Origin of the sequence: Pseudomonas sp. DR208, assembly GCF_019823005.1 — a bacterium.
Classification (GTDB): Bacteria; Pseudomonadota; Gammaproteobacteria; order Pseudomonadales; family Pseudomonadaceae; genus Aquipseudomonas; species Aquipseudomonas extremorientalis.
Genome location: NZ_CP081944.1, coordinates 1,332,199 through 1,354,175 on the forward strand (window position 1 = coordinate 1,332,199; position 21,977 = coordinate 1,354,175).

19 protein-coding genes are annotated in these 21,977 nt (G+C 60.8%); 3 read left to right on the forward strand and 16 right to left on the reverse strand.

Annotated features, from left to right (window positions below; all coding sequences use genetic code 11):
• Positions 1-17 precede the first annotated feature (17 nt).
• Entirely contained in the window at positions 18-419 is a 402-nt protein-coding gene (locus tag K5K89_RS05850) for a DUF4440 domain-containing protein (protein ID WP_071488553.1), read from the reverse strand.
• Positions 416-1,600, reverse strand: a complete 1,185-nt coding sequence (locus tag K5K89_RS05855) for an MFS transporter (RefSeq protein WP_222541012.1) — start codon at positions 1,598-1,600, stop codon at positions 416-418. The genes K5K89_RS05850 and K5K89_RS05855 overlap by 4 nt, the downstream gene beginning before the upstream one ends.
• Before the next feature lie 111 nt (positions 1,601-1,711).
• On the opposite strand from K5K89_RS05855, the gene K5K89_RS05860 reads away from it, so the two are divergent.
• A complete protein-coding gene (locus K5K89_RS05860; RefSeq protein ID WP_222541013.1) occupies positions 1,712-2,569 on the forward strand; it encodes a LysR family transcriptional regulator in 858 nt (285 codons plus the stop codon).
• On the opposite strand, the gene K5K89_RS05865 is transcribed toward K5K89_RS05860, so the two are convergent.
• Positions 2,566-3,378 carry an SDR family oxidoreductase gene (locus K5K89_RS05865; RefSeq protein ID WP_222541014.1) on the reverse strand — a complete coding sequence of 271 codons (813 nt, stop codon included), beginning with the start codon at positions 3,376-3,378 and terminating at the stop codon, positions 2,566-2,568. The genes K5K89_RS05860 and K5K89_RS05865 overlap by 4 nt on opposite strands.
• A gap of 14 nt (positions 3,379-3,392) precedes the next feature.
• Positions 3,393-3,857: a multidrug transporter gene (locus K5K89_RS05870; RefSeq protein ID WP_093512417.1), complete on the reverse strand. Its 465-nt coding sequence runs from the start codon at positions 3,855-3,857 to the stop codon at positions 3,393-3,395.
• A gap of 177 nt (positions 3,858-4,034) precedes the next feature.
• On the opposite strand from K5K89_RS05870, the gene K5K89_RS05875 reads away from it, so the two are divergent.
• Positions 4,035-4,469, forward strand: coding sequence for a hypothetical protein (locus tag K5K89_RS05875; RefSeq protein ID WP_071488561.1), 435 nt, complete (start codon positions 4,035-4,037; stop codon positions 4,467-4,469).
• Between the two features lie 133 nt (positions 4,470-4,602).
• Positions 4,603-5,091, forward strand: coding sequence for a hypothetical protein (locus tag K5K89_RS05880; RefSeq protein WP_222541015.1), 489 nt, complete (start codon positions 4,603-4,605; stop codon positions 5,089-5,091).
• A gap of 96 nt (positions 5,092-5,187) precedes the next feature.
• Here K5K89_RS05880 and K5K89_RS05885 read toward each other — a convergent pair whose 3' ends face one another.
• The 12 genes from K5K89_RS05885 to K5K89_RS05940 all read right to left on the reverse strand — a co-directional run bounded on the left by K5K89_RS05885 (position 5,188) and on the right by K5K89_RS05940 (position 21,465).
• Positions 5,188-6,639 carry a mannose-1-phosphate guanylyltransferase/mannose-6-phosphate isomerase gene (locus tag K5K89_RS05885; protein ID WP_071488563.1) on the reverse strand — a complete coding sequence of 484 codons (1,452 nt, stop codon included), beginning with the start codon at positions 6,637-6,639 and terminating at the stop codon, positions 5,188-5,190.
• Between the two features lie 106 nt (positions 6,640-6,745).
• Positions 6,746-7,402 (reverse strand): alginate O-acetyltransferase AlgF, encoded by a 657-nt coding sequence (locus K5K89_RS05890; protein WP_058422926.1) that lies wholly within the window; start codon positions 7,400-7,402, stop codon positions 6,746-6,748.
• A 16-nt stretch (positions 7,403-7,418) separates the two neighbouring features.
• On the reverse strand, positions 7,419-8,588 hold the full coding sequence (locus tag K5K89_RS05895; RefSeq protein WP_222541016.1) for an alginate O-acetyltransferase: 1,170 nt from the start codon (positions 8,586-8,588) through the stop codon (positions 7,419-7,421).
• Positions 8,589-8,599: 11 nt separating this feature from the next.
• Positions 8,600-10,132: an MBOAT family O-acyltransferase gene (locus K5K89_RS05900; RefSeq protein ID WP_222541017.1), complete on the reverse strand. Its 1,533-nt coding sequence runs from the start codon at positions 10,130-10,132 to the stop codon at positions 8,600-8,602.
• 219 nt (positions 10,133-10,351) lie between these two features.
• Positions 10,352-11,461, reverse strand: a complete 1,110-nt coding sequence (locus K5K89_RS05905; RefSeq protein ID WP_092240845.1) for a mannuronate-specific alginate lyase — start codon at positions 11,459-11,461, stop codon at positions 10,352-10,354.
• A gap of 8 nt (positions 11,462-11,469) precedes the next feature.
• Entirely contained in the window at positions 11,470-12,918 is a 1,449-nt protein-coding gene (locus tag K5K89_RS05910; RefSeq protein WP_071489094.1) for an alginate O-acetyltransferase, read from the reverse strand.
• An 11-nt stretch (positions 12,919-12,929) separates the two neighbouring features.
• Positions 12,930-14,498, reverse strand: a complete 1,569-nt coding sequence (gene algG / locus K5K89_RS05915) for a mannuronan 5-epimerase AlgG (protein WP_222541018.1) — start codon at positions 14,496-14,498, stop codon at positions 12,930-12,932.
• Complete coding sequence (locus K5K89_RS05920) at positions 14,498-15,985, reverse strand: alginate export family protein (protein ID WP_222541019.1); 1,488 nt, start codon at positions 15,983-15,985, stop codon at positions 14,498-14,500. The genes algG and K5K89_RS05920 overlap by 1 nt, the downstream gene beginning before the upstream one ends.
• Entirely contained in the window at positions 15,982-17,376 is a 1,395-nt protein-coding gene (gene algK, locus K5K89_RS05925; protein WP_071488568.1) for an alginate biosynthesis TPR repeat lipoprotein AlgK, read from the reverse strand. Before algK ends, K5K89_RS05920 begins: the two co-directional genes overlap by 4 nt.
• A 2-nt stretch (positions 17,377-17,378) precedes the next feature.
• A complete protein-coding gene (locus K5K89_RS05930; protein WP_222541020.1) occupies positions 17,379-18,545 on the reverse strand; it encodes an alginate biosynthesis protein Alg44 in 1,167 nt (388 codons plus the stop codon).
• Positions 18,546-18,583: 38 nt separating this feature from the next.
• Complete coding sequence (gene alg8, locus K5K89_RS05935; RefSeq protein ID WP_162276396.1) at positions 18,584-20,065, reverse strand: mannuronan synthase; 1,482 nt, start codon at positions 20,063-20,065, stop codon at positions 18,584-18,586.
• An 83-nt stretch (positions 20,066-20,148) separates the two neighbouring features.
• On the reverse strand, positions 20,149-21,465 hold the full coding sequence (locus tag K5K89_RS05940) for a nucleotide sugar dehydrogenase (RefSeq protein WP_222541021.1): 1,317 nt from the start codon (positions 21,463-21,465) through the stop codon (positions 20,149-20,151).
• Positions 21,466-21,977: the final 512 nt, after the last annotated feature.

Below are 21,977 nucleotides of genomic sequence, written 5' to 3' on the forward strand. Positions count from 1 at the left end.
CGGCCTGAGTAGCTATGTCATTGCGCGATAAACGTTTCATGCAAATGGCGCCACAACAGTGCACCACTGGCCTGCTTCTCGAACACCACGGTTGCGCGGCGATCCGTCTGCGTGCCGCTGGCGTCCACCTGATGCTCGCGGTAAGTCACCGTCGCGCCACGTGCATGGCGATCGATACCGGCCATCTCGCTCAAGGTGATTTTCAATCCCGGGCGCATGCCGCCCAAGCGAGTGAACAGGGCATTGACCCCGGCCGCATTCACCCGTGCGCCGGTCGCCGGGGCAACCATGCTGAATTCCGGGGAGAAGCGCGCGAGCAGGTTCTGCAAGGTGCCTTCGGGCGCAACGCCGGCAAACCATTGTTCGATCTCGACATGGGTCTGGATCACTTCGTCAAAAAAATCGCTGTAATCGATCATCGGTGAGGCTCGCTGGCAGGGTGAAGCAATGCGCGTATTCGGGACGTATCCAGACGCAGCACCGCAAAAAGAGGCAGCAGGGTCAGGGCTGCCGCCATCGTGAAGGTTATGGCGAAGGAATCCAAGGCCGACAACAGTGCGCTGAGTATGGCTGCGCCCAGGCAGAAGCTCACTTGCCGATTGATGTTCCACAAGGCGCTGGCGTGGCCCATGCGTTCAGCGGGAATATCGAGAAAGGCCAGGGTCTGCGCGGTGCTGCTGCACAGGCTGCCTCCCAACCCCATCAACAAATAGGCTGGAATGATCAGTGCAGGGCCATTCAGCAACAGGATGCCCAGGCATTGCAGCAGCATGCCCGCCAACAACAACGGCTTCGGACCACAACGGTTGAACAGTTTTTTGCTGAGCAAAATCGCCAGTGCCGACGCCAGTGCCCACGGCAGCATCAAGGCGCCGGTCTGTGTGGCGTCGTACCCGAGGCCGCGAAGATAGAGTATGGCGATGAGGCTGGTACCGATAAACACACCGGGGATGCACAGGTAGATCAGCATCGCGGTGCGCAGCATTGGGCTGCGCAGCTGTTGGAAAATACTGCCCACGTCCAGTGGCACACGACGGCTCGACGGCCTGTCAGGTTTTATCCATAGAACGGTCAGCAGCAGGGTCATCAACGCCAGTGGCAGATTGGCGTAGAAGATCCAGCGCCACGACACGTTGTCGACAATCAAACCACCCAGAGCCGGAGACAGCGCCGGCACCAGCAATGCCACCGACATCACTCGCGCTGTCAGTTGGCTGCGTTCAGCCGCCGGGAAATGCCGGTAAGCCATGGCCTGCCCGACGGGAATCAGCAAGCCACCGCCCAGCCCTTGCAGGGCACGCCAGCCGATCAGTGTTTCAATCGAACTCGCCTGGCCCACCATCACCGACGCCCCGGCGAACAGCAACAGGCTTGCCGCGATCAGCGTTCGCTCCCCCATCACCGCAGCCAACCAGACACTGAGCGGAATGATCACGGTCAGGCCGATCAGATAGGCGTTGCTGATCCATGCCAGTTGTGTGACCGAGGCATGCAGTTCGTGGGCGATATCCGGGTAGGCGACCGTGGCGACAAACATGTTCACCAGGTCCAGGGCAAAACCCAATAAAAAGATCCAGGCGACTTTCGAGCGGTAGGTCATGGGTGTGATCCAGCGAGTGAAGCGGGCAGGGTAGGCGGGTCATGCTGTTTGGGATACGTCGATTTGCCTGTTACTTTGTCAAAAATATTTTGACAAAGGAGGGCGCCGCCGATGGTCAGCCTGGACCGATTCGACACCTTCCAGGCCGTGGTCGAGGCCGGTTCTCTCACCGCTGCCGCTGACCTGTTGGGCCAGACTCGCGCCGTGGTCAGTTTCAACCTCAAGCGTCTGGAAGCAGAACTGGGCGTCACTCTGCTGACCCGCAACACCCGCCAACTGGCGCTGACCGATGCCGGCGAACGCTTCTACGTGCGCTGCACACGCATGCTCGAAGAGGCGCGATTGGCGGTGGAGGAGGCGCGCTCGGAGCATGCCCAACTCAAAGGCACGTTGCGCATCACCACCACCGTGGAATACGCATTGGCCGTGGTTGCCCCGGCGGTCGAAGCCTTCCGCCGCCTGCACCCGGACCTGAACATACACTTATCCACATCCTCCACTCACGCGGACCTGATCTCCGAGCGTTTCGACGTGGCGATTCGGTTGGGACGCTTACTGGACTCCACTCACCGCGCGGTGCAGTTGTCGACTTTCGAGGTGTTCGCCGTGGCGGCACCACAGTTTGGAGGGGTTGATACGCTGGATGACTTGGAACAGTTGCCCAAGCTGGGACATAGCCGATTGACGGAGTTGAGCGTGACCGATCCACAAGCCGGCGAACATTCTTATCGCCCCGGCGATGCGTCGCTAGTCGCCGACAGCGCAGCCGTTCTCCAAGCCTTCGCCGTGCGTGGGCACGGTGTGGCGGTGTTGCCGCAATGGCTGGTGCAGGATGACCTGGACGCCGGACGATTAGTGCGCCTGTTGCCGGACCATCGCTTTGCCCCGCAAGGGATCTACGCGATGTATCCGGACACCCGACATTTGCCCCTGAAGGTGCGGGCGTTCATTGACTTTATGAAGGGTTAGAGCGAACCGGCCAGCCCGAAGCGTTTCTTCAACACCTTCTCCAGCAACCCTTTGGGCAACAACGCCGCCATCAACGGTAACGCGCGGCTCCCATTGCCCGAGCGCAGCAGACGGGGCGGTTGTGGTTGTTGCACAGCTTTCAATACATCCGCCGCAAACACATTGGCTGGCGTCGGCTTGTCCTGGGAAGCCTGGCTGCGCGCACGGATGCCGTCGCGCAACGGCCACCATGGCGATTGTTCATTGATCAACAGTTCGACCTGCGCGCCGGCGTTTTTCGCAAAACGGGTGTTGATGGCGCCGGGTTGCACTTCCATGACCTGCACGCCGAACGGCGCCAGTTCCATGCGCAGCGCGTCGCTCAAGGCATGCACGGCGGCTTTTGACGCGCAATAGGCCCCCGCAAACGGCGTTACCAGCACACCGGAAACACTACCGATATTTACCACCACTCCCTTGCTGCGGCGCAGGGCCGGGAACAGCGCCTGGGTCACGCCGACGATGGAAAACACATTGGTCTCGAATTGGCGTTGCATCGCCTCGGTGCCACCGTCGAGCAACGGCCCCATAGCGCCATAACCGGCGTTGTTGACCAGTACATCCAATTCGCCCAGTTGTTCGGCCAGCTGTTGCAACGCGGCGCTGTCGTTGACGTCCAGTTCGACGGCATTAAAGCCGGCAGTGGCGAGGGCGGCGACGTCTTCCGGGCGGCGGGCGCTGGCCCATACCGTGTAGCCGGCGGCTTTGAATGCGTCCGCCAGGGCACGGCCGATGCCGCTGGAACAGCCGGTGATCATTACGTTGGGCATGGATCAATCCTTTGTCAGTCCGAAAAACTGCCTTGCAGGTGCTCGGCACGAAATTCCAGGGTTTGCGGGCGATAGCCAGGGCGCAAGGGCGGGGTGGGCAGGCAGTCATCCCATGTCGCCCCGGCCTGCAACTCGCCGGGGCCGCGATAGCGGGGGGCGGCGTAGACGTTGTCGGCCAGGTTGACCGAGTCGCCCGGTGCATAGGCGGCGACGCGCCAGCGCAGTTCGGTCAGCGGTACATCGTTGCCGTTGTTGAGGGTCAACTTGAGCGGGCGGTCGGCCGGGCACTCTTGCGGGGCGTAGCTGATGCGCAGTTCCAGGCGCGCCAGTTGCGAGGCTTCGCGGTTGTCCAGCCATACCACCCAGATCGCCACGAATCCCAGGCCCACGGCGGCGGCCAGCGACACCGGCAAGGCTCTGGCCGGGTAGCGCAGTAGCAGGACCAGCCAAGTGATGATCAGTAGAACGCCAAAGAACATGATGACAGTCTCATATGCGGATAAAACATCCTACTCGCGGGCGGGTGTGGATGCCTAACGCAGGATCAGTTTTCCTGTGCAAGGAACCGGCCCACGCATTTTGTCCACAGAGCTATAACAGGGAGGTACGGATTGTCCAGGATGTACCCATCGCAGTCTGATCAAGTGAGATAAACGATGACTATTGCAGCCCTTCTTACTCCTGAGGTTACCTCTTCCCTAGCGTCGGTGGCGACCGCGCTTATGACATCTTCAAAAGCGGCCGAGCAGCCCTTCCCTGCATCGCTCACGCAAACGATTGACGCGGCAGGAGCACGCCCGTTTTCGCGTAGGCAGCCTCAGAAGCTGACAAACCTGGGGCAAGTCCTGCTGCAATCGCGTAACTGCGGCATGAGCGCCAAGGGTGTGGGTATTGCCGTGGGCGGCATGGCCGTGCAGGAGGCTGGGCAAAAGTTAGCTTCCAGCGGTTGCCCTCTCTCCAAAGCCTTGGGTCTAGTGATGATTGTGGGAGGCAAGGTTGCCCAAGCACATGGCGCCGAAAAATTCGATCTTGCAGGACGTCCGACGATCGCCCTCGGGAGCTCGCCCGAGTGGGACTGCCGACGCCGCTGAACCCTACCACTCCAGGTGTTTATTGGCTTCGAGACACGTACCAGTGTGGAGTCTTTTTACAAAAAGCCGGGCACGCAAACGCTCTGTCAGCCCTTCAGTAACCCAACTGTCATCTTACGAAGTGAGATCCACCATGACCATTCCAAACATCCTCGCTCCTGCGCAGATTTCTCCTGTAGTACCTGCATCTGTATCAGCGCCTGTCGTGCTGGGAACAATCGATCAAGCCCCCAGGGAGGAGGTCAGCTCGCGTCAATTCACTCGTATGCAAAACATGGGGCTTACAAACCTGCGACAAACGGTTCTGCAAGGCGTCAACGAAAAACTGAATGCGTACTTCTTCCCACCGCTCTACAACAATAACAAGGACAAAGCCCAGGGGGCCGCTCTGACCGTTGTCGGGGGAATGGCCAAGGTGCTCGGAAAGACGGTGTCCAACTCCGGGGGATTTGCCTCCAAAGCCGCAGGTGGGGCGCTTATGTGGGGAGGGAAGGCCGCTGAAAAACTTGGCAAGGATCAATTCAAAAACGCGGGGAAAGATCACTCCAGCGGCAATTACAACGCCTTTTCCCCAAGAAATTGGGGCGTCAATTCGATGGGACACAATGGGGGCGTCCGCTGATAGGTGTAGAGAACCCTTGAACGAGAAAAGCCCCCACCCAATCCACTGCGGATAGGGGACGCAATGGGCTGGGCGAGGGCTTCTTGTACGACTGTTTTACTGCGCGATAGTTTTCACCGACACGCCACGTTCTACCGGTGTGGAGCGACCGTAGATATCTTCAAAGCGCTCGATATCGTCTTCACCCAAGTAGCTGCCCGATTGCACTTCGATGATCTCCAACGGGATCTTGCCCGGGTTGCGCAGGCGGTGCACCGAGGCGATCGGGATGTAGGTGGACTGGTTCTCGGTGAGCAGGAACACGTTCTCGTCACAGGTGACTTCGGCCGTGCCACTGACCACGATCCAGTGTTCGGCGCGATGGTGGTGCATCTGCAGCGACAGGCACGCGCCCGGCTTGACCGAGATGTGCTTGACCTGGAAGCGGCCGCCCATGTCCACCGAATCGTAGGAGCCCCACGGACGGTACACTTCACAGTGGTTCTGGGTTTCGCTGCGGCCCTGGTCGTTGAGGGTGTTGACCATCTGCTTCACGCCCTGGACCTTGTCCTTGTGGGCAATCATCATCGCGTCCTTGGTTTCCACCACTACGATGTTGTCCAGGCCGATCACCGACACCAGCTTGCCGTTGCCGTGGATCATGCAGTTGCGGCTGTCCTGGATCACCACGTCGCCTTTGCTGACGTTACCGTGGACGTCTTTGTCGTTGACCGCCCACAGCGAGGCCCAGCAGCCCACGTCGCTCCAACCGGCACTCAGTGGCACCACACAGGCGCGCTGGGTTTTTTCCATCACGGCGTAGTCGATGGAATTGTCCGGGCAGCAGGCGAAGGTGGCTTCGTCGAACGACACGGTATCGGCGGTCTGTTCGCTGCGTTCCAGGGTCAGCAGGCAGGTGTCGTAGATGTCCGGGTCGTGCTTTTTCAGCTCTTCGAGGAAGCGGCTGGCGCGGAACAGGAACATGCCGCTGTTCCAGAAGTAACCGCCGCTTTTGACGAACTCGACCGCGCGTTTTTCATTGGGTTTTTCCACGAACTGCTCGACGCGGCTCACGCCTTCGGGCAGCAGCGAATCGTTGGTGGACTTGATGTAGCCATAACCGGTTTCCGGGCGGGTGGCCGGCACGCCAAACAGCACCATCTCGCCACGCTCTGCGGCCACGGTGGCCAGGGCCAGGGCGCGTTGCAGGGCTTTCTGGTCGTCGATCACGTGGTCGGCGGGCAGCACCAGCATCAGCTCGTCACGGCCTTCGTTGACCAGCATCATCGCGGTGAGGGCCACGGCCGGGGCGGTGTTGCGGCCGAACGGCTCCATCAGGATGCGTTGGCTTTCCAACTTACGGGCGGCCAGTTGTTCGTTGACGATAAAGCGGTGGTCCTTGTTGCAGACCACGATCGGGGTGTCCATGCCTTCGAACACCAGGCGCTCCAGGGTCTGCTGGAACAGCGTGTGTTCACCGGTCAGGGCCAGGAACTGTTTAGGGAACTGTTTACGGGAAAGCGGCCAAAGACGTGAGCCGCTACCACCGGAAAGGATGACTGGAATCATGGGGGTTTCTCCTTGAATCGATATGGGTCAGAGCTACGAAGGTTTGTCGTTTCACTCTTGTTTTTGTCTCGGTCCGGGTTGGTCTCAACCAACCCGGAAAAATGCTTTAGCGGGTCGACACTGGGCGTTTGACCCAGACTGGCGAGAGGCTCGAACCGGAGCCCGTCACATACAGCACCGCCGCTTCACCGCGTTCCAACGCAACCGGCTTCACATCGCCGACTTTCTTGTCACCGTCATACAACGCCAGGCTTACTTTCACCGGGTTGATCTCACGCTCGCCACGGCCCTTGGCTGCCACTGACTTGACCACATCGGTCTTGCCATCGGCGGTTTTCAGGGTCAGGGCCTTGTCGCTGAGGTTCTGCACGCGCACCAGGGATTTCTGCTTGTTCTTGAACGGCGGTTCTTCGATCAGTTGTGGCTGGCCGCTACCGCTGTTGACCAGGGTGTAGTAGTGGTCCGGAGCGAGCTTGACCGGTACGGTCTGGCTGCCGACCTTGGCGCTGTAGTCACCGCCGGGCATGAAGCTGAAGTCGCTGCTGGCCAGTGGGGCCACGTCGCTCAGGTTGGTGGCGCCGACGGTAGCGCTGACTTCCTGGTTGCTGGCGTTGTAGATGCGCACGAAGCTCGAGCCTTTTGGCGCGGTAGGGCCGTACAGGGCGGCGTCGCCACCGGCGAAGGCGGACATCGATACGAAGCTCAAACCGGCTGCGATGGCCAGGGTTTTAGCGAGACGACGAGGAGTTGTAGTGAAAGTCATGTGAGTTACCTCTCTTTCAGTTTTGCGCCCGGTCGGGCGTCTCGGATTTAGTGTTGATGGCCATGTTCTGTTGGCGCGAACCGGTTTGTTTAAGCTGCGCAACCCACGCGGGGTCGGCATCACCGATTTCGTTGTTCACGGGCAGATAACGTTCAGGAAACTCCCAGATCAGCACCTGGGGCGGGCTGTTCTTGAAGTCATCGCTTTTCAGGTAGCTGAGCATCGGCAGGATCGGGCCGTGGCCGTCTTCGGCGTAGCTGACCACGTCGCTGCCCAGGGCTTGCTTGAGGGCGCCGACGAAATTCCAGTTGGGGTTGGCGCTGTAGCTGGTGCCCACCAGCGCCACCGGGGTTTCGCTGTCGCTGAACAGCGCGTCGTCGCCTTTGGTTTCGGCCAGGTGCGTGACGCGTTTTTGCAGCGGCTCTTGCGGCGGCATCAGGTTTTCGAACAGCGGGTCCAGCGGCAGGAACAGACGCAGGTCGCCTTTGTGCGGTGTGGTGCTCTCGGCCTCGGTGACAAAACGCTGGGGCTCGCCGCTCAGTGGGGTCTTGGCGGCAATGGTCTTGGCCAATTGCTTGGCCGCGATTTCAGCGCCGTCCGGGGTCCAGTGGGTGTCGGTGCGCAGGAACACCTGCTTGCCGCCGAGCTTGGCCTGTTGCAGCGGGCCGAGCAGGTCCGGGGCGATGATCTTGTCGGCGGCGACACGGGCGTGGAAGTCCTGGTACAGGTTGGCGTGGATGCTCGCCGGCTTCACTTCACCCAGGTGTTCCGGGTACAGGCGCACCTTGGCCGGCACGATCGCCATCACCAGTTGGATGCCCTGGGCCTTGAGCTTCTGGCGTACGCCTTCGACCAGCGCGTAGTTACCTTCCAGGTTCTGGTCTTCGTTGACGGCGGGGTTGAACTCCTCGTCGCTGTACAACCAGTGATCGCGGCCCAGCACCACGCCGGGACGGCCTTCATTGAACAGCTTGTAGTCCAGCGCCGCCCACAGGTTGGTGCCCAGGCGCTTGATCGGGAACTGGTCGTCGTAGTGGGTCTCGACCGCCTTGGTCCAGCGACCGTTGAGCACGGTGGCGTCGGCATTGGTGCTGAAGCCGAAGAAGCTGCGCAGCGACCAGGCGCCCAGGGCGAGCAACACCACCAGGAACAGGCCGATATAGAGGACGCGTAATGAACGGGTCATGGTCGGCTCCCTCAGAATTGGAAGTAAAGGAACGGCGAGAAACTCTGCGCCGACAGTTTGAGAATCGACGCCACGAACAGCAGCAGCACCGCAGCGCGCATGGCGTAGCGTGGCCAGTCAGCGGTCCAGTAGGCCGGTTGCACAGCGGCATCCTGGCCCACGGTGAAGCCGGGCTCGTGGATGCTGCTGGGGTTGTCGCCCGGCACGGCCTTGATCAGGCTCGGGTCGGCCGGCTTGGTCTTCTCGGCAGGGCGATTGGTGTAGAAATCGCGCAGGCCGAAGAACGCCAGGGTTGCGTAGGCCACCACCAGGGTTGCCACTTGCAGGCCGGTGAGGTTGGCGCGGTTAAGTTCCGACAGCGACCACTCGCCAAAGCTGAACATCGCACCGTACATACGGCCGGCGACGTGCAGGTTTTCGGCGCGGAAGATCACCCAGCCCATCACCACCAGCAGGAAGGTGAAGGCCCAGCGCACGACGTTGAAGCTGCGTGGCGCGGTGTTGAGGCCGATGGCTTTTTCAATCGCCAGCCACATGCCGTGCCACGCGCCCCATACGATGTAGGTGATGTTCGCACCGTGCCACAGGCCACCGAGCAGCATGGTCAGGAACAGGTTGCGGTAGGTGGTCAGCGTGCCTTTACGGTTGCCGCCCAGGGTGATGTACAGGTAGTCACGCAGCCAGGTGGACAGGCTGATGTGCCAGCGCCGCCAGAACTCGGTGATCGACTGGCTGATGTAGGGCTGCTTGAAGTTTTCCATGAAGCGGAAGCCCATCATCAAGCCCAGGCCGATGGCCATGTCGCTGTAGCCGGAGAAGTCGAAGTACAGCTGTGCGGTGTAGGCCAGCGCGCCGAGCCAGGCATCGCCGGTGGTGGGGTTCTGCAGGGCGAAGCAGTGGTCGGCGACGACTGCCAGGGTGTCGGCAATGAACACCTTCTTGATGAAACCCTGCATGAACCGTGTGCAGCCCTCGGAGAATTTGTCGAGGGTGTGGGTGCGGTTGTTGAACTGGTCGGCCAGGTCGCGAAAGCGCAGTACCGGGCCGGCAATCAGGTGCGGGAAGATCGCCACGAACGCCGCAAAGTCGATCAGGTTGCGGGTCGCCGGGGTATCGCCACGGTACACGTCGATGATGTAGCTGATCGACTCGAAGATGTAGAACGAGATACCGATCGGCAGCAGCACGTGGGTCAGGATGAACGGCTCAAGGCCCGCCGACTTCATCATCACGTTGATGCTGTCGACGCCGAAGTTGGCGTACTTGAAGTAGCCGAGGATGCACAGGTCGACCGCCACGCCGAGCAGCAGCCAGCGCTGGGCCGGCTTGGTGCGCACACCGGCGGCACCGACTTTCAGGCCGATCCAGTAGTTCCACAGCGTCACGGCGGCGAACAGCGCCAGGAAGTCCACTCGCCACCAGGCGTAGAACACGTAGCTGGCAATCAGCAGCAGCAGGTTGCGATAGCGTTGCCCGCTCAAGTAGTACAAGCCGAGAAAGATCGGCAAGAACAGAAACAGGAACACATTGGACGAGAAAACCATCCCGATCTCTCCATGTTTAACCAACAGTCAAGGGCCAGAGCCCCCCCAAACCCCCCCACGAAAAATCGGGGGCGGGCCGTACAACATTCCAACTGACGAAACCGACTCGAACTGTGGGAGGGGGCTTGCCCCCGATGGCGGTGTAACAGTCGCCATCTGTGTTGAATGACACCCTGCTATCGGGGGCAAGCCCCCTCCCACATTTTTTACCGCGTTTCGTCAGGAACCTTTGTTGCCTTTCTCATGCGTCGGGTCATAGACCTTGGTCAGGTCGCCCCCGAGGCGGAAGGTCTTGAACGGCTGCATCCCATGCTTGCGCTCGAGCACATCCGGCGCGCAGGTGTAGAGGGTGCAGAAGGGTTCGAGCCAGGCGAATTTCATGTCCTGCTTCAAATCCTTCATGTCCTGTTCCTTGCCGTTCTTCTGTTCGAAGATCTCGGGATCCTTGACCCCGGCGAGCACTTTGTCGCCCAGGCGCTTGAGCGCGCCGTTGTTTTCCTGGCGCAGGTCCACGCCATTGACCAGGGCAAAGCTGGCGATCATCGACAGCGGCGGCAGAGCGTAGTTGTGGTACGACAGGGCGCGTTGCTGACGCTTCAATTCGTTCGGCAGGAAGCCCTGGTCGTCGACCTGGTTCACGCCGACCTTGTATTCCTTCACCGCCCAATCAAACAGGTCGCGACGGTTGGTGGCGACGGACGTGGCCATCACCGACCAGGCGGCCCAGTAGGAGTGGTTGTTGGTTTTTTCCAGGGGCAGGTTGTCCCAGTCGCTGACCACTTGATCGGCGAGCTTGTTGAACCAGGCTTCGATCAGTTGCGATTCCTGCTGGTGATTGGCCAACGGGTGCGAGTCGGAGAACTTCAGGCGCACATAGGCCGAGGCCATGCTGCCCAGCGCCCACTTGCGCATGGACTTGCCGGTATGGTTGAAGTCCTTGGACATCAATGCATCGGCCTTGGCCCACGACACCAGCCAGTTCAAGGTGCATTCGAGCTGCTCGGGGCGGCCGTCACGCATGAACTGCATCACGCGTTTGCTGGTGTCTTTTTCCAGCTTGGTGATGTCGGCGGTGCTGTCGCGAAAGGCTTTTTCCGACTGCACGTTCAGGGTTGAACGCGCCTTGTCCGAGCCTTCGTACTTGCTGCGAAACTGCAGCGGCCCGGTGTAGGGCGCCGGCATGGTGTCGCAGTTTTCCTTGAAGTCGCCGGTCTTGAACGCTTCAATCGGTGCGAAATAGCCTTGTGGCGGACGCAGCGGTGCGGCGGCGTTGACGGAGCCTGCGAACATCGCCAGGCCCAGCAGCGTAGGGATCAGTAACTTCTGCATAGGTAACCTCATTTCCCAGTTGAAGCGGTCTGTTGACCACCGGCCGGGAATACGTTGCGTGTGCAAATTTTCGCTTCGACCTTCTGCGCAGCAGCGCCCGCTTCGGGACCCTGCACTTCCACGGCCAGCAGGTTCTGCGAGGCCCAGTCTTCATCGGTACGCAGTTCAAAGGCGAAACGCCCGTCTGTATCGGATGTCTCGGGTTTCTCGATCTTGATGTCCTCGTGGCGCCCGTTCATGTACCAGAGGGTGGCTTGCAGGGTTTTCACCGACGGATCGGCGAAGCGGATATCGACCTGGTGATTGGCATTACGCAGGTCTTTGTTCGAACTGTTCACCAGCAATTCGTTCTTGCCGGGTTTCAAGGTGGTGCTCGCGGTCATCTGCGCGGTCTTGCCTTCGCAGCCGTTGTCGAGCAGGGCCATCATCTGGCGGTAGATGGTCTCCTGGTCCAGGCGATACAGCGGCGAGAACTCCCAGATGAGGATTTTCGGCGGGCTCTTCTGGAATTCATCGCTGCCCAGGTACTGGATCATCGAACCTTCCAGACCGCCGCCGGGGAAGGCGACGTTGAGGATGTCGGCACCGATTTCCTGTTCCAGGAAGCCGGCGAAGTTGTAGTTCTTGCCGCTGTGGCTGGTGCCCACCAGGGTGATCTGCGGGTTGCCCGAATCGCCGAACAGGTCGCCGTCGCCCGCTTCGCCCTTGGGCTCGGTGGTGAACTGGTCCATGTACTGGATCGCGTAGCTGGTGCCGCACAGTTGCCCGGCCATGTTGTGCAGGGTGCCGGTCTTGCCCATGCGCCCGGAGCGCTTGGTTTCGAACTCACGCTTGGGAATATCCGCGAACTCGGGCATCGCACGTACTTTGGCTCCGACGATTTTCGCAGTGCGCTGGGCGCCGTACGGGGTCCAGTGCTGGTCGCCACGGAAGTAGAAATCGTGGGCCGGCAGCTCATCCGGCAGTTGCTCGTTGGTCAGCGGCGACAGATCCGGCACCACGTAGCCCATCTTGGCGAAACGGCCGAGCATGGTCTTGTAGTTGCCCAGGGCCTTGTCGAAGTCGAACTTGGCTTTTTCTTCCGGGTTGAGCTTGTTGCGGTTCACCAGCCCACGGGTCGGCTGGTAGACCACCACCAGTTCCACGCCCTTGGCCTTGAACGCGTCGTGCAGCTGTTGCATGCGCTTGTAGCCGGACGGTGTGGTGTCGAATTCGGTACGCAGGTCTTCCTGGGTGCGGAACAACCAGTCGCCCTGGGCTTGCACCAGGGTGGTGAAGTTCTGCTGATAGCGCGTGGTGTAGTTGCGCGCATCATGGGCGGCCGGGCACAGGCTGCAGCATGGCTCGGCGGTGAAGGTCGGCGCCTTGACGTCGTCGGCGCGTACGCCCTGACTGGCCGCGAGCAGGCCGAGGGTCAGACCCGAGAGGCTCAGCAGTTTGATCATGTGTGGGTGCATAAGGGTCATCCTCAGTCCTGCATTTCGGTCTGGCGTTCGACAGGGTCGATCAGCACGGCTTTCTGCTGGCGCACCAGCAGGTCGAGAATCTCTTCCTGGCGATCGCCAAGCACGCCGGAGAAGCTGATGCCGCTGGATTTGGTCGGTGCCAGCATCGATACGCGGTACAGCTCGATACTCAACGGCGAGTCGATGGACAGCGGCCCGCTGCCGTTACCCGCCAGTTCACCGCCCACCACGATCAGCGAGACTTTGGCGTCGAACGGGTCGAGGGCGATGTCGCGGTCGGTGTCGGTCAAATCCTTGATGTGGCCGTACACACCGGTCAGGCCGTTGGCCATCGCGGTGTTTTCGTAGAGCTTGATGTTCACGCTGTTGCGCACGCGGATGCCGTGGCGGCGGTTGCTGATCACCTTGTTGCCCCACAGCAGGTTGTCGCCGCTCTCATAGAGGGTGATGCCGTCGGTGTGGTTGCGGTAGATCTCGTTGTCGGCGATCAGGTTGTTCACGCTGTTACGGTCGATTACCAGGCCCGAGAGCTTGTTGTCGTAGCTGCGGTTGTTGAAGATGAAGCTGTCGTTCACTTCACGGGAAATGATGATGCCGTGCTTCTTCTTGGTGCCGTAGACGGTGTTGTCCGCGATGATCAGGCCGTGGGAACGGTCGTGGGGGTCAATGCCGTAGACGATGTTGTCTTTGTAGGTATTACCCTTGATCACAAAGCCCGTGGTCTCGTAGCAGTAGAAGCCGTACCACATGTCCGAGAACTCGGAATCGATGATCCAGCCGGTCGGCTCGGGACGCTTGAGCACCTTGGCCATGTTCGGCGTGTACTGGGAAATACTCACCCCGTACGACTTACTGTTGGCGTAGCCGAAACTGGCCATCTTGGTGTTGGAAATGTAGGTTTCGGTACCGCCCCAGGCCAGCAGGAACGGGCGGAATTCCTTGGGCGACTTGAACAGCGCCGGGCCGTTGGCCTTTTCGCTCCAGCCGGTGACCTTGGTGTCCTGCACAAACAGCTGGCCGTCGTTGATCAGGAACGAACCGCCTTCCTGGGACAGGCGCAGCTCCTGGGTCTTCTTGTCGATTTCCAGGATGCCCTTGCGCCCGACCACGATCGGCAACTTGGCCAGGAACACACCCGGCGAGGTCTCGCTCAGGTACTGCTTGGGCACCTTGCCCAGCAGGTCCTTGAGGTTCATGTAGCCGTCGTCGACAAAGATCGCCTGGGGAATACCGTGCTGGCGCACCACCCATTCGGCCATCTTGTTGTCACCGCCGATGAAGTCCTTGAGCGCGTCTTCCTGCATCATGCGGCGGATGCTGATCTTGCCCGGCTTGGTCCTTACGATCTTTTTTTCCATCGCCGCGGCGGTGTAGCCCGACAGGTCCGGCAGGGTCGGCTTGGCCATTTCCAGCGGCGCGGTAGGCGGGCTGGAAATGGTGTAGGTCTTGGCCTGCTGCAGTTCCTTGGCGATGGTCGGCGCCTTGGCCGCCGTGTCGGCAAACGCTGTGGCACTGGCCAACAGCATTGCCGCGACGAGTAGGCTTTGAGCATTCATTGGGCGGGCTCCCATCAGAATTTCCAGATCACGTCGACAAACGCGCGATGCATGTACGAGTCGACGTTGCTGCCATAGGCATCGCCCGGTTTGAATACGCCGGCACGCAAACGCACCAGCGCTGACGGCTCATCGATCGACTGGCTGAGCGCAGCCGGCAACAGGCCGGTCTTGAAGTACTTGGTGACCATCAGGTCCATCTCCTGGCCCAGGTCTTTCTTACCATCTTCAAGGGGCAGGGAAGTACTGGACAGGATCGCGCCGGTGACGTCGTCGGTGTTGTTCTGCACCGCATCGATACCGTTGCTGCCCACCGGCTTGTTGCCGTCGACACGCCAGAACTTGTGGTACACCAGGCTGGCGTCGTAGTCCTCGCGCAGCTGCCAGGAACCGAACAGACTCATGGCCTGCATGTTGTTCATTTCGCCACGGAAGGCTTCACCGAAGCGGTGCACGCGTGACTGGGTGCCGGTCCAGTTCGAACGGTTGCTTTGCAGGCCGTTCTGCTCGTACTCGGCGCTGGCGCGGGAGTAGGCCGCGCCCACTTGCCACTGCGGGTCAAGGCGCAGGCGGATACCCAGGTCGGTGGCCCAGCCATTCACGTCATCGCTGCGCTTGGCCTGGTCGGGGCGGCTGCCGTCGGCTTTCAACGCGTTGACGGTGTCGCGGTCGCCCTGCATGCCGGTGATGCTGGCCCAGTAGTTGACGGTGTTGGTATTGCGCCAGTTGTAGGCGTCGCTGTTGGCTTCGATGCCGAGCCAGGTCAGGTCGCCGTTTTCGCGCTTGTCCAACGAGTCGGTGGGTACGCCCGGTTCCGGGTAGTCCAGCTTGCCGTTGTCATGGGTGTGGTGACCGCGCAGGCCGATCCACTGACCGGGCGTCCACTGGTAGGCGGCGTCGGCGTAGAGGTGCTGACGGTCCTTGTCCTTTGGCGACAGTTCCTTGAGGTCGGTGCGGTATTCGCTGAAACGTTCGGCGACGCCGACATTGGCCTTGAGCAGGGTCGTGTCGAAAGTCCAGTTCAGCGCTTCGATGTTGGTGTCGCGCCATTGGCCGTCGTCATTGCGCAGGCGTTGGCGACCCAGCTTGAGGATCTCGCCAGGGTAGGGCGTGAAGCCGCTGTAGCCGACCCAGAACTCGCGCATGGCCAGGTAGTTTTTCTTGGCCTTGCGGTCGTTGTTGGTGGTTTGCTGGTTCGCGTCATCGGCCGACTGTTGCAGCGTGTCGGTCTCGATGATGTCGCTGGACGCCACCGCCTGGCCCATGGCATAGGCGCTCCACGCGCCGCTTTCGCCGTAGATCCACGGGCGCAGGTCAAGGCCGATACCGTTGACGTCGCCGCCTTTTTGCGTGCCGAGGTCGCGGTCATCTTCGGACTGCGCGGTGGCTTTGACTTCCAGGCCGAAGTTCTTGGCTTCGGTCAGCGCGGCCAGGGTCGGGCACGACCACAGCAGGGCGAAGGTCAGGCCGATGCCGGCCTTGACGAATGGGTTGAGCTTCATAGGGATTCCTCGCCGTCGTCTTCTTCATCCAGGGCGTGCAGTTGCAACGTGCTCTGGGCCAGGGTGCCGCGGGCGGCCAGTTCCTGTTGCACCAGGCGTTGGCCCTGGGCGCGTTGTTCAGGCGTCAAGGGCGCTTCAAGCTGGGCCGCCAGGTCATTGGCTTCCGGGGTGTCCTGGGCTTTGGCCAACTGGCTGAAGACATAGGCGTTCAATGGGTCGGGCTTGGTGCCCTTGCCTTGGGAAAACAGCTGGGCGATGGCGAAGTCGGCGCTGTTCTGGCCGTTGCGCGCAGCGGTCAGCAAGTGGTCGAGGGCTTTTTGCGGGTAGACCTTGCCCAGGTAGCCACGGCGATAGATCTGGCCGAGGTAGTAATCGGCGGCCACTTCCTTGCCCACGGCTTTTTCGAAGTGCGCTTCGGCTGCCTTGGCATCCGCCGGCACCCACTTGCCTTCGTAGTAGAGCTTGCCCAGCAACAGTTCGGCGCGCGGCTGGTCGGCGGCGCGGCCGTTGTCCAGGTACTTCATCATCTGGTCGACGTCACCGAGTTCCGGGAAGTCATAGAGCAGTTGCGCCAGGCTGACCCAGGAAGCCGGGTAGCCAGGGGCGATTTTTTCCAGCAGGGCCTGGGCGGTTTTTTCGTCCGGCTGGCCGAGGGTGGCGTCACCCAGCACACGCGCCACGCTGTCGACACGCTGTGCGGTAACGGTGCCACGGCTGTAACCGGCTTCCATTTGCTTGAGCAGTTCGGCCTGTTTTTCCGGCTCGGCTTTTTTCTGGTAGACCGTGGCCAGTTCGACGTAGCAAATGTCGGTGGTGTTCAGCGCGGCTTTGCAGATGCGCTCCACGTCATCCAAGTGCTGGTCGTAGGTGTCCTGGGTGCGATACAGCAGCACCTGGGCCAGGCCGGCTTCCGGGTAACCGGCGGCCTGCCATTGGCTGATCTGCCGCTGGGCATTCACGTTCGGGAAGCTGTGCGGGTATTGCAGGTACAGCATCGCCAGCGGAATCAGGGTGTTGCCTTCGCCATTGGCAAAGGCTTTTTTCAGCAGGCCTTCGGCTTCATGGTGTTCGGCCTCGGTGCTGCCGGGCTTGGCCACCAGCAGGCGACCCAGGCGCGCCTGGGCGCGGGGCGAGGTGTCCGCTGCCGCACGGTAGGTGGCTTCGGCCTGTTTGATTTGCGCCGGATCGCGAGTGCCTACCTGGATGTCAGCCAGGCCCACCTGGGCCTCGCTGTAGCCCAGGTCCGCCAGTTGCTGGTAATTCTGCTGCGCGGTGACGGTGTCGCCACGCTTGAGCGCTTCATTGGCCAGGCGTTGGTCGGGCAGGCCGGCGCAACCGGCGAGGGCGATGGCCAGCGCCAGGGGTACCGGCAGGTTTCGAAGGGCGCTCATGATTAAAGACCCGCAGCCATGGCTTTATCGATCAGCCAGTTCAGCGATGGGCCACGGTCGCTGGTGACTTCCACCGGGCGACCGGCGTAGGTGCTGTCCAGCGGTGCGTCCGGCTTGATCTGCACGCGGATGTCGGAGGACAGGTCGGCGCTGTTCAGGCTGGTGCTGCTGACGATGGTGCCGGTGCGGATCTGCTCCTCGTCGGCCACCTGGAAGCTCACCGGGGTACCTGGGCGCACATCGGCGAACTGGCGATAGGTGAAGCGTGCTTCCACGTTGGCCTGGCTGCCGCGTGGGACCAGTTGGAAGATCACGTCGCCCTTGCTGGCGTACTGACCGTCAGCCACCAGTTGCTGCGCCACCACGCAATCGCACGGCGAAGTCAGGGTGCCGGTCATTTGCTTGCCGAACAGCTCTTCAACCTTGGCCGGTTGCAGTTGGTCTTCGTCCAGGTGGCCCTTGAGCACGTCGAGCATGCTGGTGCTGAAGGTTGCCAGTGGCGCGCCTTTGGCGGCGACCGCATCACCCTTGAGCAGGCTCTGCACGGTGCCGTCGCGTGGCATGGTCACGTTCATGCCGGGCACGCTCACCAGGCCGGCCTGGGCGTGGCTGACGAAGTACATGCCGTACACCGACTTGAAGACGAAACCGAAAGCCGCCAGGCCGACGATGAAGATACCCGCGCTGAACACCACGGCGCGCAGGCGGCCGGCGGCGCTCATGTTGCTGCCGCTGTCCTTGACCTTGCGTGCCTTGGTGAAGTTGTCACGTTGCAGGGTCGCCAGCACGTCGCCCATGGTCACGATGTCACCGGACAGGTGCGAGGTGATCAGGTGGCGCAGGGTGGAAATATCCTGGGCGTCGAGGTTCTGGAACTGGCAACCGGTGCGGCCGGTCTGGCGGTCGTAGGAGCGGATCTGCAGTTCCACGTCCATGGCCAGGCCGAGGTTATCGATGACGAATTGCAGGCGGCCCTTGTGCACTTCGCCGACGTTCAACGGCTGGGTGGCGGTGAACGCCAGGCCGCCGGCGGACAGGTCGATCACCCGTGCTTCGGTCTGGGTGCGGTCGGTGTTGAAGAAGCGCAGCTTGGCCGGGATTTTTACGCGGGCATGTTGGCGCTGGGCTTCGGATTCGTGGACAACATTGGCATTTACTTGGCTGTTCATCAGGGCAATTTCCTAGAGTTAATTCAGGCTTGGCAGGGTCAGACCATCATCAGCAACACGGCAACGAAGATGCTGCCGGCGGAGAAGGTCATGGTCCGAGACGACCAGGTGTTGAACCAACGTTGAAAGCTGGCCAAATCGCGGGTCAGTTTGGTGTCCTGGCGGGTCCAGGACTGTTGATCGAGGCGGAAGAACACGTAGATCTTCACCAGCGCGCCCATGATCTGGTTGTAATAGAGAATCACCGGGTACGCGGGGCCGATCTTGTGGCCGGAGCACGACAGCAGCAGGGTGAGAATCAGGCGAGTGATGCCGATCCACAGCAGGTACGCGAGGATGAAGGCGCCGCCGTATTTGAAGGTGGCGATGATCGCCACGGTCAGGCCGAGCAGGGACGTCCACATCGACACGCGCTGGTCGAACAGCACGATGCTGGTGAACAGGCCCAGCCGACGCACACCCAGGCCCAGGGCACGGGAATTCTGGCGCAGGTTATTGCCGTACCAGCGGAACATCAGCTTGCGGCTGGCCTTGATGAAGCTCTTTTCCGGCGGGTGTTCCACGGTGTTGATCGCGGCGTCCGGCACGTAGAAGGTGTCGTAGCCCAGGCGCATCAGGCTGAACCAGCTGGACTTGTCGTCGCCGGTGAGGAACTTGAAGCGGCCCAGGCGCCAGTGTTGCAGCGAGTCGCTTTCCACGTCGGCGATAAAGCCCGGGTCGGTGACCACGCTGGCACGGAACACTGACATGCGGCCGGTCATGGTCAGCACGCGCTTGGACAGGGCCATGGAGCACATGTTGATGTGACGCTGGGCGAAACGCAGCTTGTGCCACTCGCTCATGATGTAGCCGCCGCGCACTTCGCAGAACTCGTTGGTGGTCAGGCCGCCGACGTTGCCGAACAGTTGGAACCACGGCACGGTCTTGCGAACCACGCCTTCGGCGAGCACGGTGTCGCCATCGATCACGGCAACCACGGCACGGTCGTCCGGCAGGTGGCGGGAGATGGCGCGGAAACCGAAAGCCAGGCCGTCGCGTTTGCCGGTGCCGGCGATGCGCACGAAGTCGAGCTTCACGTGTTCCGGTGGATTCATGCGTTCCCACAGGCTCTTCACCAGCAGCTCATCGGACATTTCCACCAGCGAGCAGACCACGGTGGTGGGGAAGCCACATTCGATGGCTTCACGGATCACCGAGCTGTAGACCTGCGCGGTGGTCAGCGCGTCGATACGGAAACTGGTGACCATCAGGAACACATGGGACGGGTCGGCGGCCTTGCCCAGCTTGCGCACTTTGCGGCGCAGGTGCGGGTAGACCACGTACAGGAACAGCATGCCGCGAAAGAAATGCGTAGCACCCATCGAGTAGCGCCAGATGCCGACGGCGCCAATCAGGAAAATAAAATTCTTCGACTCGGAGTCGAACGTACTCGCCGGCAAGAGCAGGGCGAGTCCCATCAGCAGGCTCAAAAAGAACAGCCAGCCGGCGGATTGGAGCAGTACGTGTTTTAACTTGGACATAAGCGTCATCCGAAGGTGAAGAAGGCTCCCGGCTGCAAGCGCTGGGGATAGGTACGCTTGCAGCCCGGAACTTGCCGTTGCTGTTACCAGCAAATGCCTTCGGTACGGCCTGTGGCACAGGTGGCCTTGGACATGAAGCCCACCAGGTCGATCACTTGCTTGCCGTGTGGTGCGTTCTGCGCCAGGGCACGGAACTTCTCATCACGGTTGCCCAGGATGATCACGTCGGAGTTGTTGATCACATCGTCGAAGTCCGAGTTGAGCAGGGACGACACGTGCGGGATCTTGCCTTCGATGTAGTCCTTGTTTGCACCGTGGACACGGGCGTACTCGACGTTGCTGTCGTAGATGCTCAGGTCGAAGCCCTTGCCGATCAGCATTTCGGCCAGTTCAACCAGTGGGCTTTCGCGCAGGTCGTCGGTGCCGGCCTTGAAGCTCAGGCCCAGCAGGGCGACTTTGCGTTTGTCGTGGCTGGAGACGATGTCGAAGGCGTTCTGTACCTGGGACTCGTTGCTGCGCATCAGCGAGTTGAGCAGCGGCGCTTCCACGTCCAGGGAGCTGGCGCGGTAGGTCAGGGCACGCACGTCTTTGGGCAGGCACGAACCACCGAAGGCGAAGCCTGGGCGCATGTAGTACTGGGACAGGTTGAGGGTCTTGTCCTGGCATACCACTTCCATCACTTCGCGACCGTCGACGCCGACGGCCTTGGCGATGTTGCCGATTTCGTTGGCGAACGTCACTTTGGTGGCGTGCCATACGTTGCAGGTGTACTTGATCATTTCGGCAACGGCGATGTCCTTGCGGATGATCGGTGCGTCGAGTTCTTCGTACAGCGACTGCAGGATATCGCCGGAGGCTTTGTCGAACTCGCCGATGACCGTCATCGGTGGCTGGTCGTAGTCGGCGATGGCGGTGGATTCACGCAGGAATTCCGGGTTGACCGCGACACCGAAGTCGACGCCGGCTTTTTTGCCGGAGCAGTCTTCGAGGATCGGGATCACCACGTTGGCCACGGTGCCCGGCAGTACGGTGCTGCGCACGACCACGGTGTGGCGGGTGGTTTTGTCACGCAGGACAAAACCGATCTCGCGGCACACGGCTTCGATGTAATCGAGCTCCAGGTCGCCGTTTTTCTTGCTCGGCGTGCCGACGCAAATCATCGACAGGTCGGTATCGCGGATGGCGTCGGCGAAGTTGGTCGTGCCGCGCAGTCGGCCGGTTTCGATACCCTGGCTCAACAGCTCGCCCAGACCGGGCTCAACGATGGGCGATTTGCCTGCATTGATCAGGTCAATCTTATCCTTGGAGATGTCTACGCCGACCACTTCGTGGCCACGGGCAGACAGGCAACCGGCACAGACTGCGCCAACGTAACCGAGACCAAATATGCTGATGCGCATCGCATTTACCTCTTTGTCTTCAAGACTGTGTTAATCATGCCAATTAATGGCGGAGTTCATGTTTGCAAGCGTCACTGATGCCGCGAAAGTTAGGCGAATAGACGCCAACTTACCGCGTACAGGCATGTTAATTAGCGAGTGACTAACAATTGCACTCAAGTTGTGCGCAACTTGGCCTTGTTATTGGGGCTTGCCCTGAAATGCAGCCGGCCTTTCTGGGGAAAGGTGCCGACGCCAGTGCCACAAGATCCTGATGGGGGCTTTAAGCCCTTATTTATCAACATCTTGGGTGTCATCACTGACACATTTGGGTAAGCGCTGCCTTGGCCTATAGGGGATAGCAATTAATCCTTATCGCCGCCCTCAACTCATATCAGTTGATGATATGACCCGTGAGTCAAAGTTGATGGGGCAACTTTGCTACTTCCTTGGGTCGTCATGTAAGTCATCTCTTACAGAAGCAGAGAATTTCGTTACCGGTGGTATGAGCCGTGCGTTTAGACGAAGTTCCG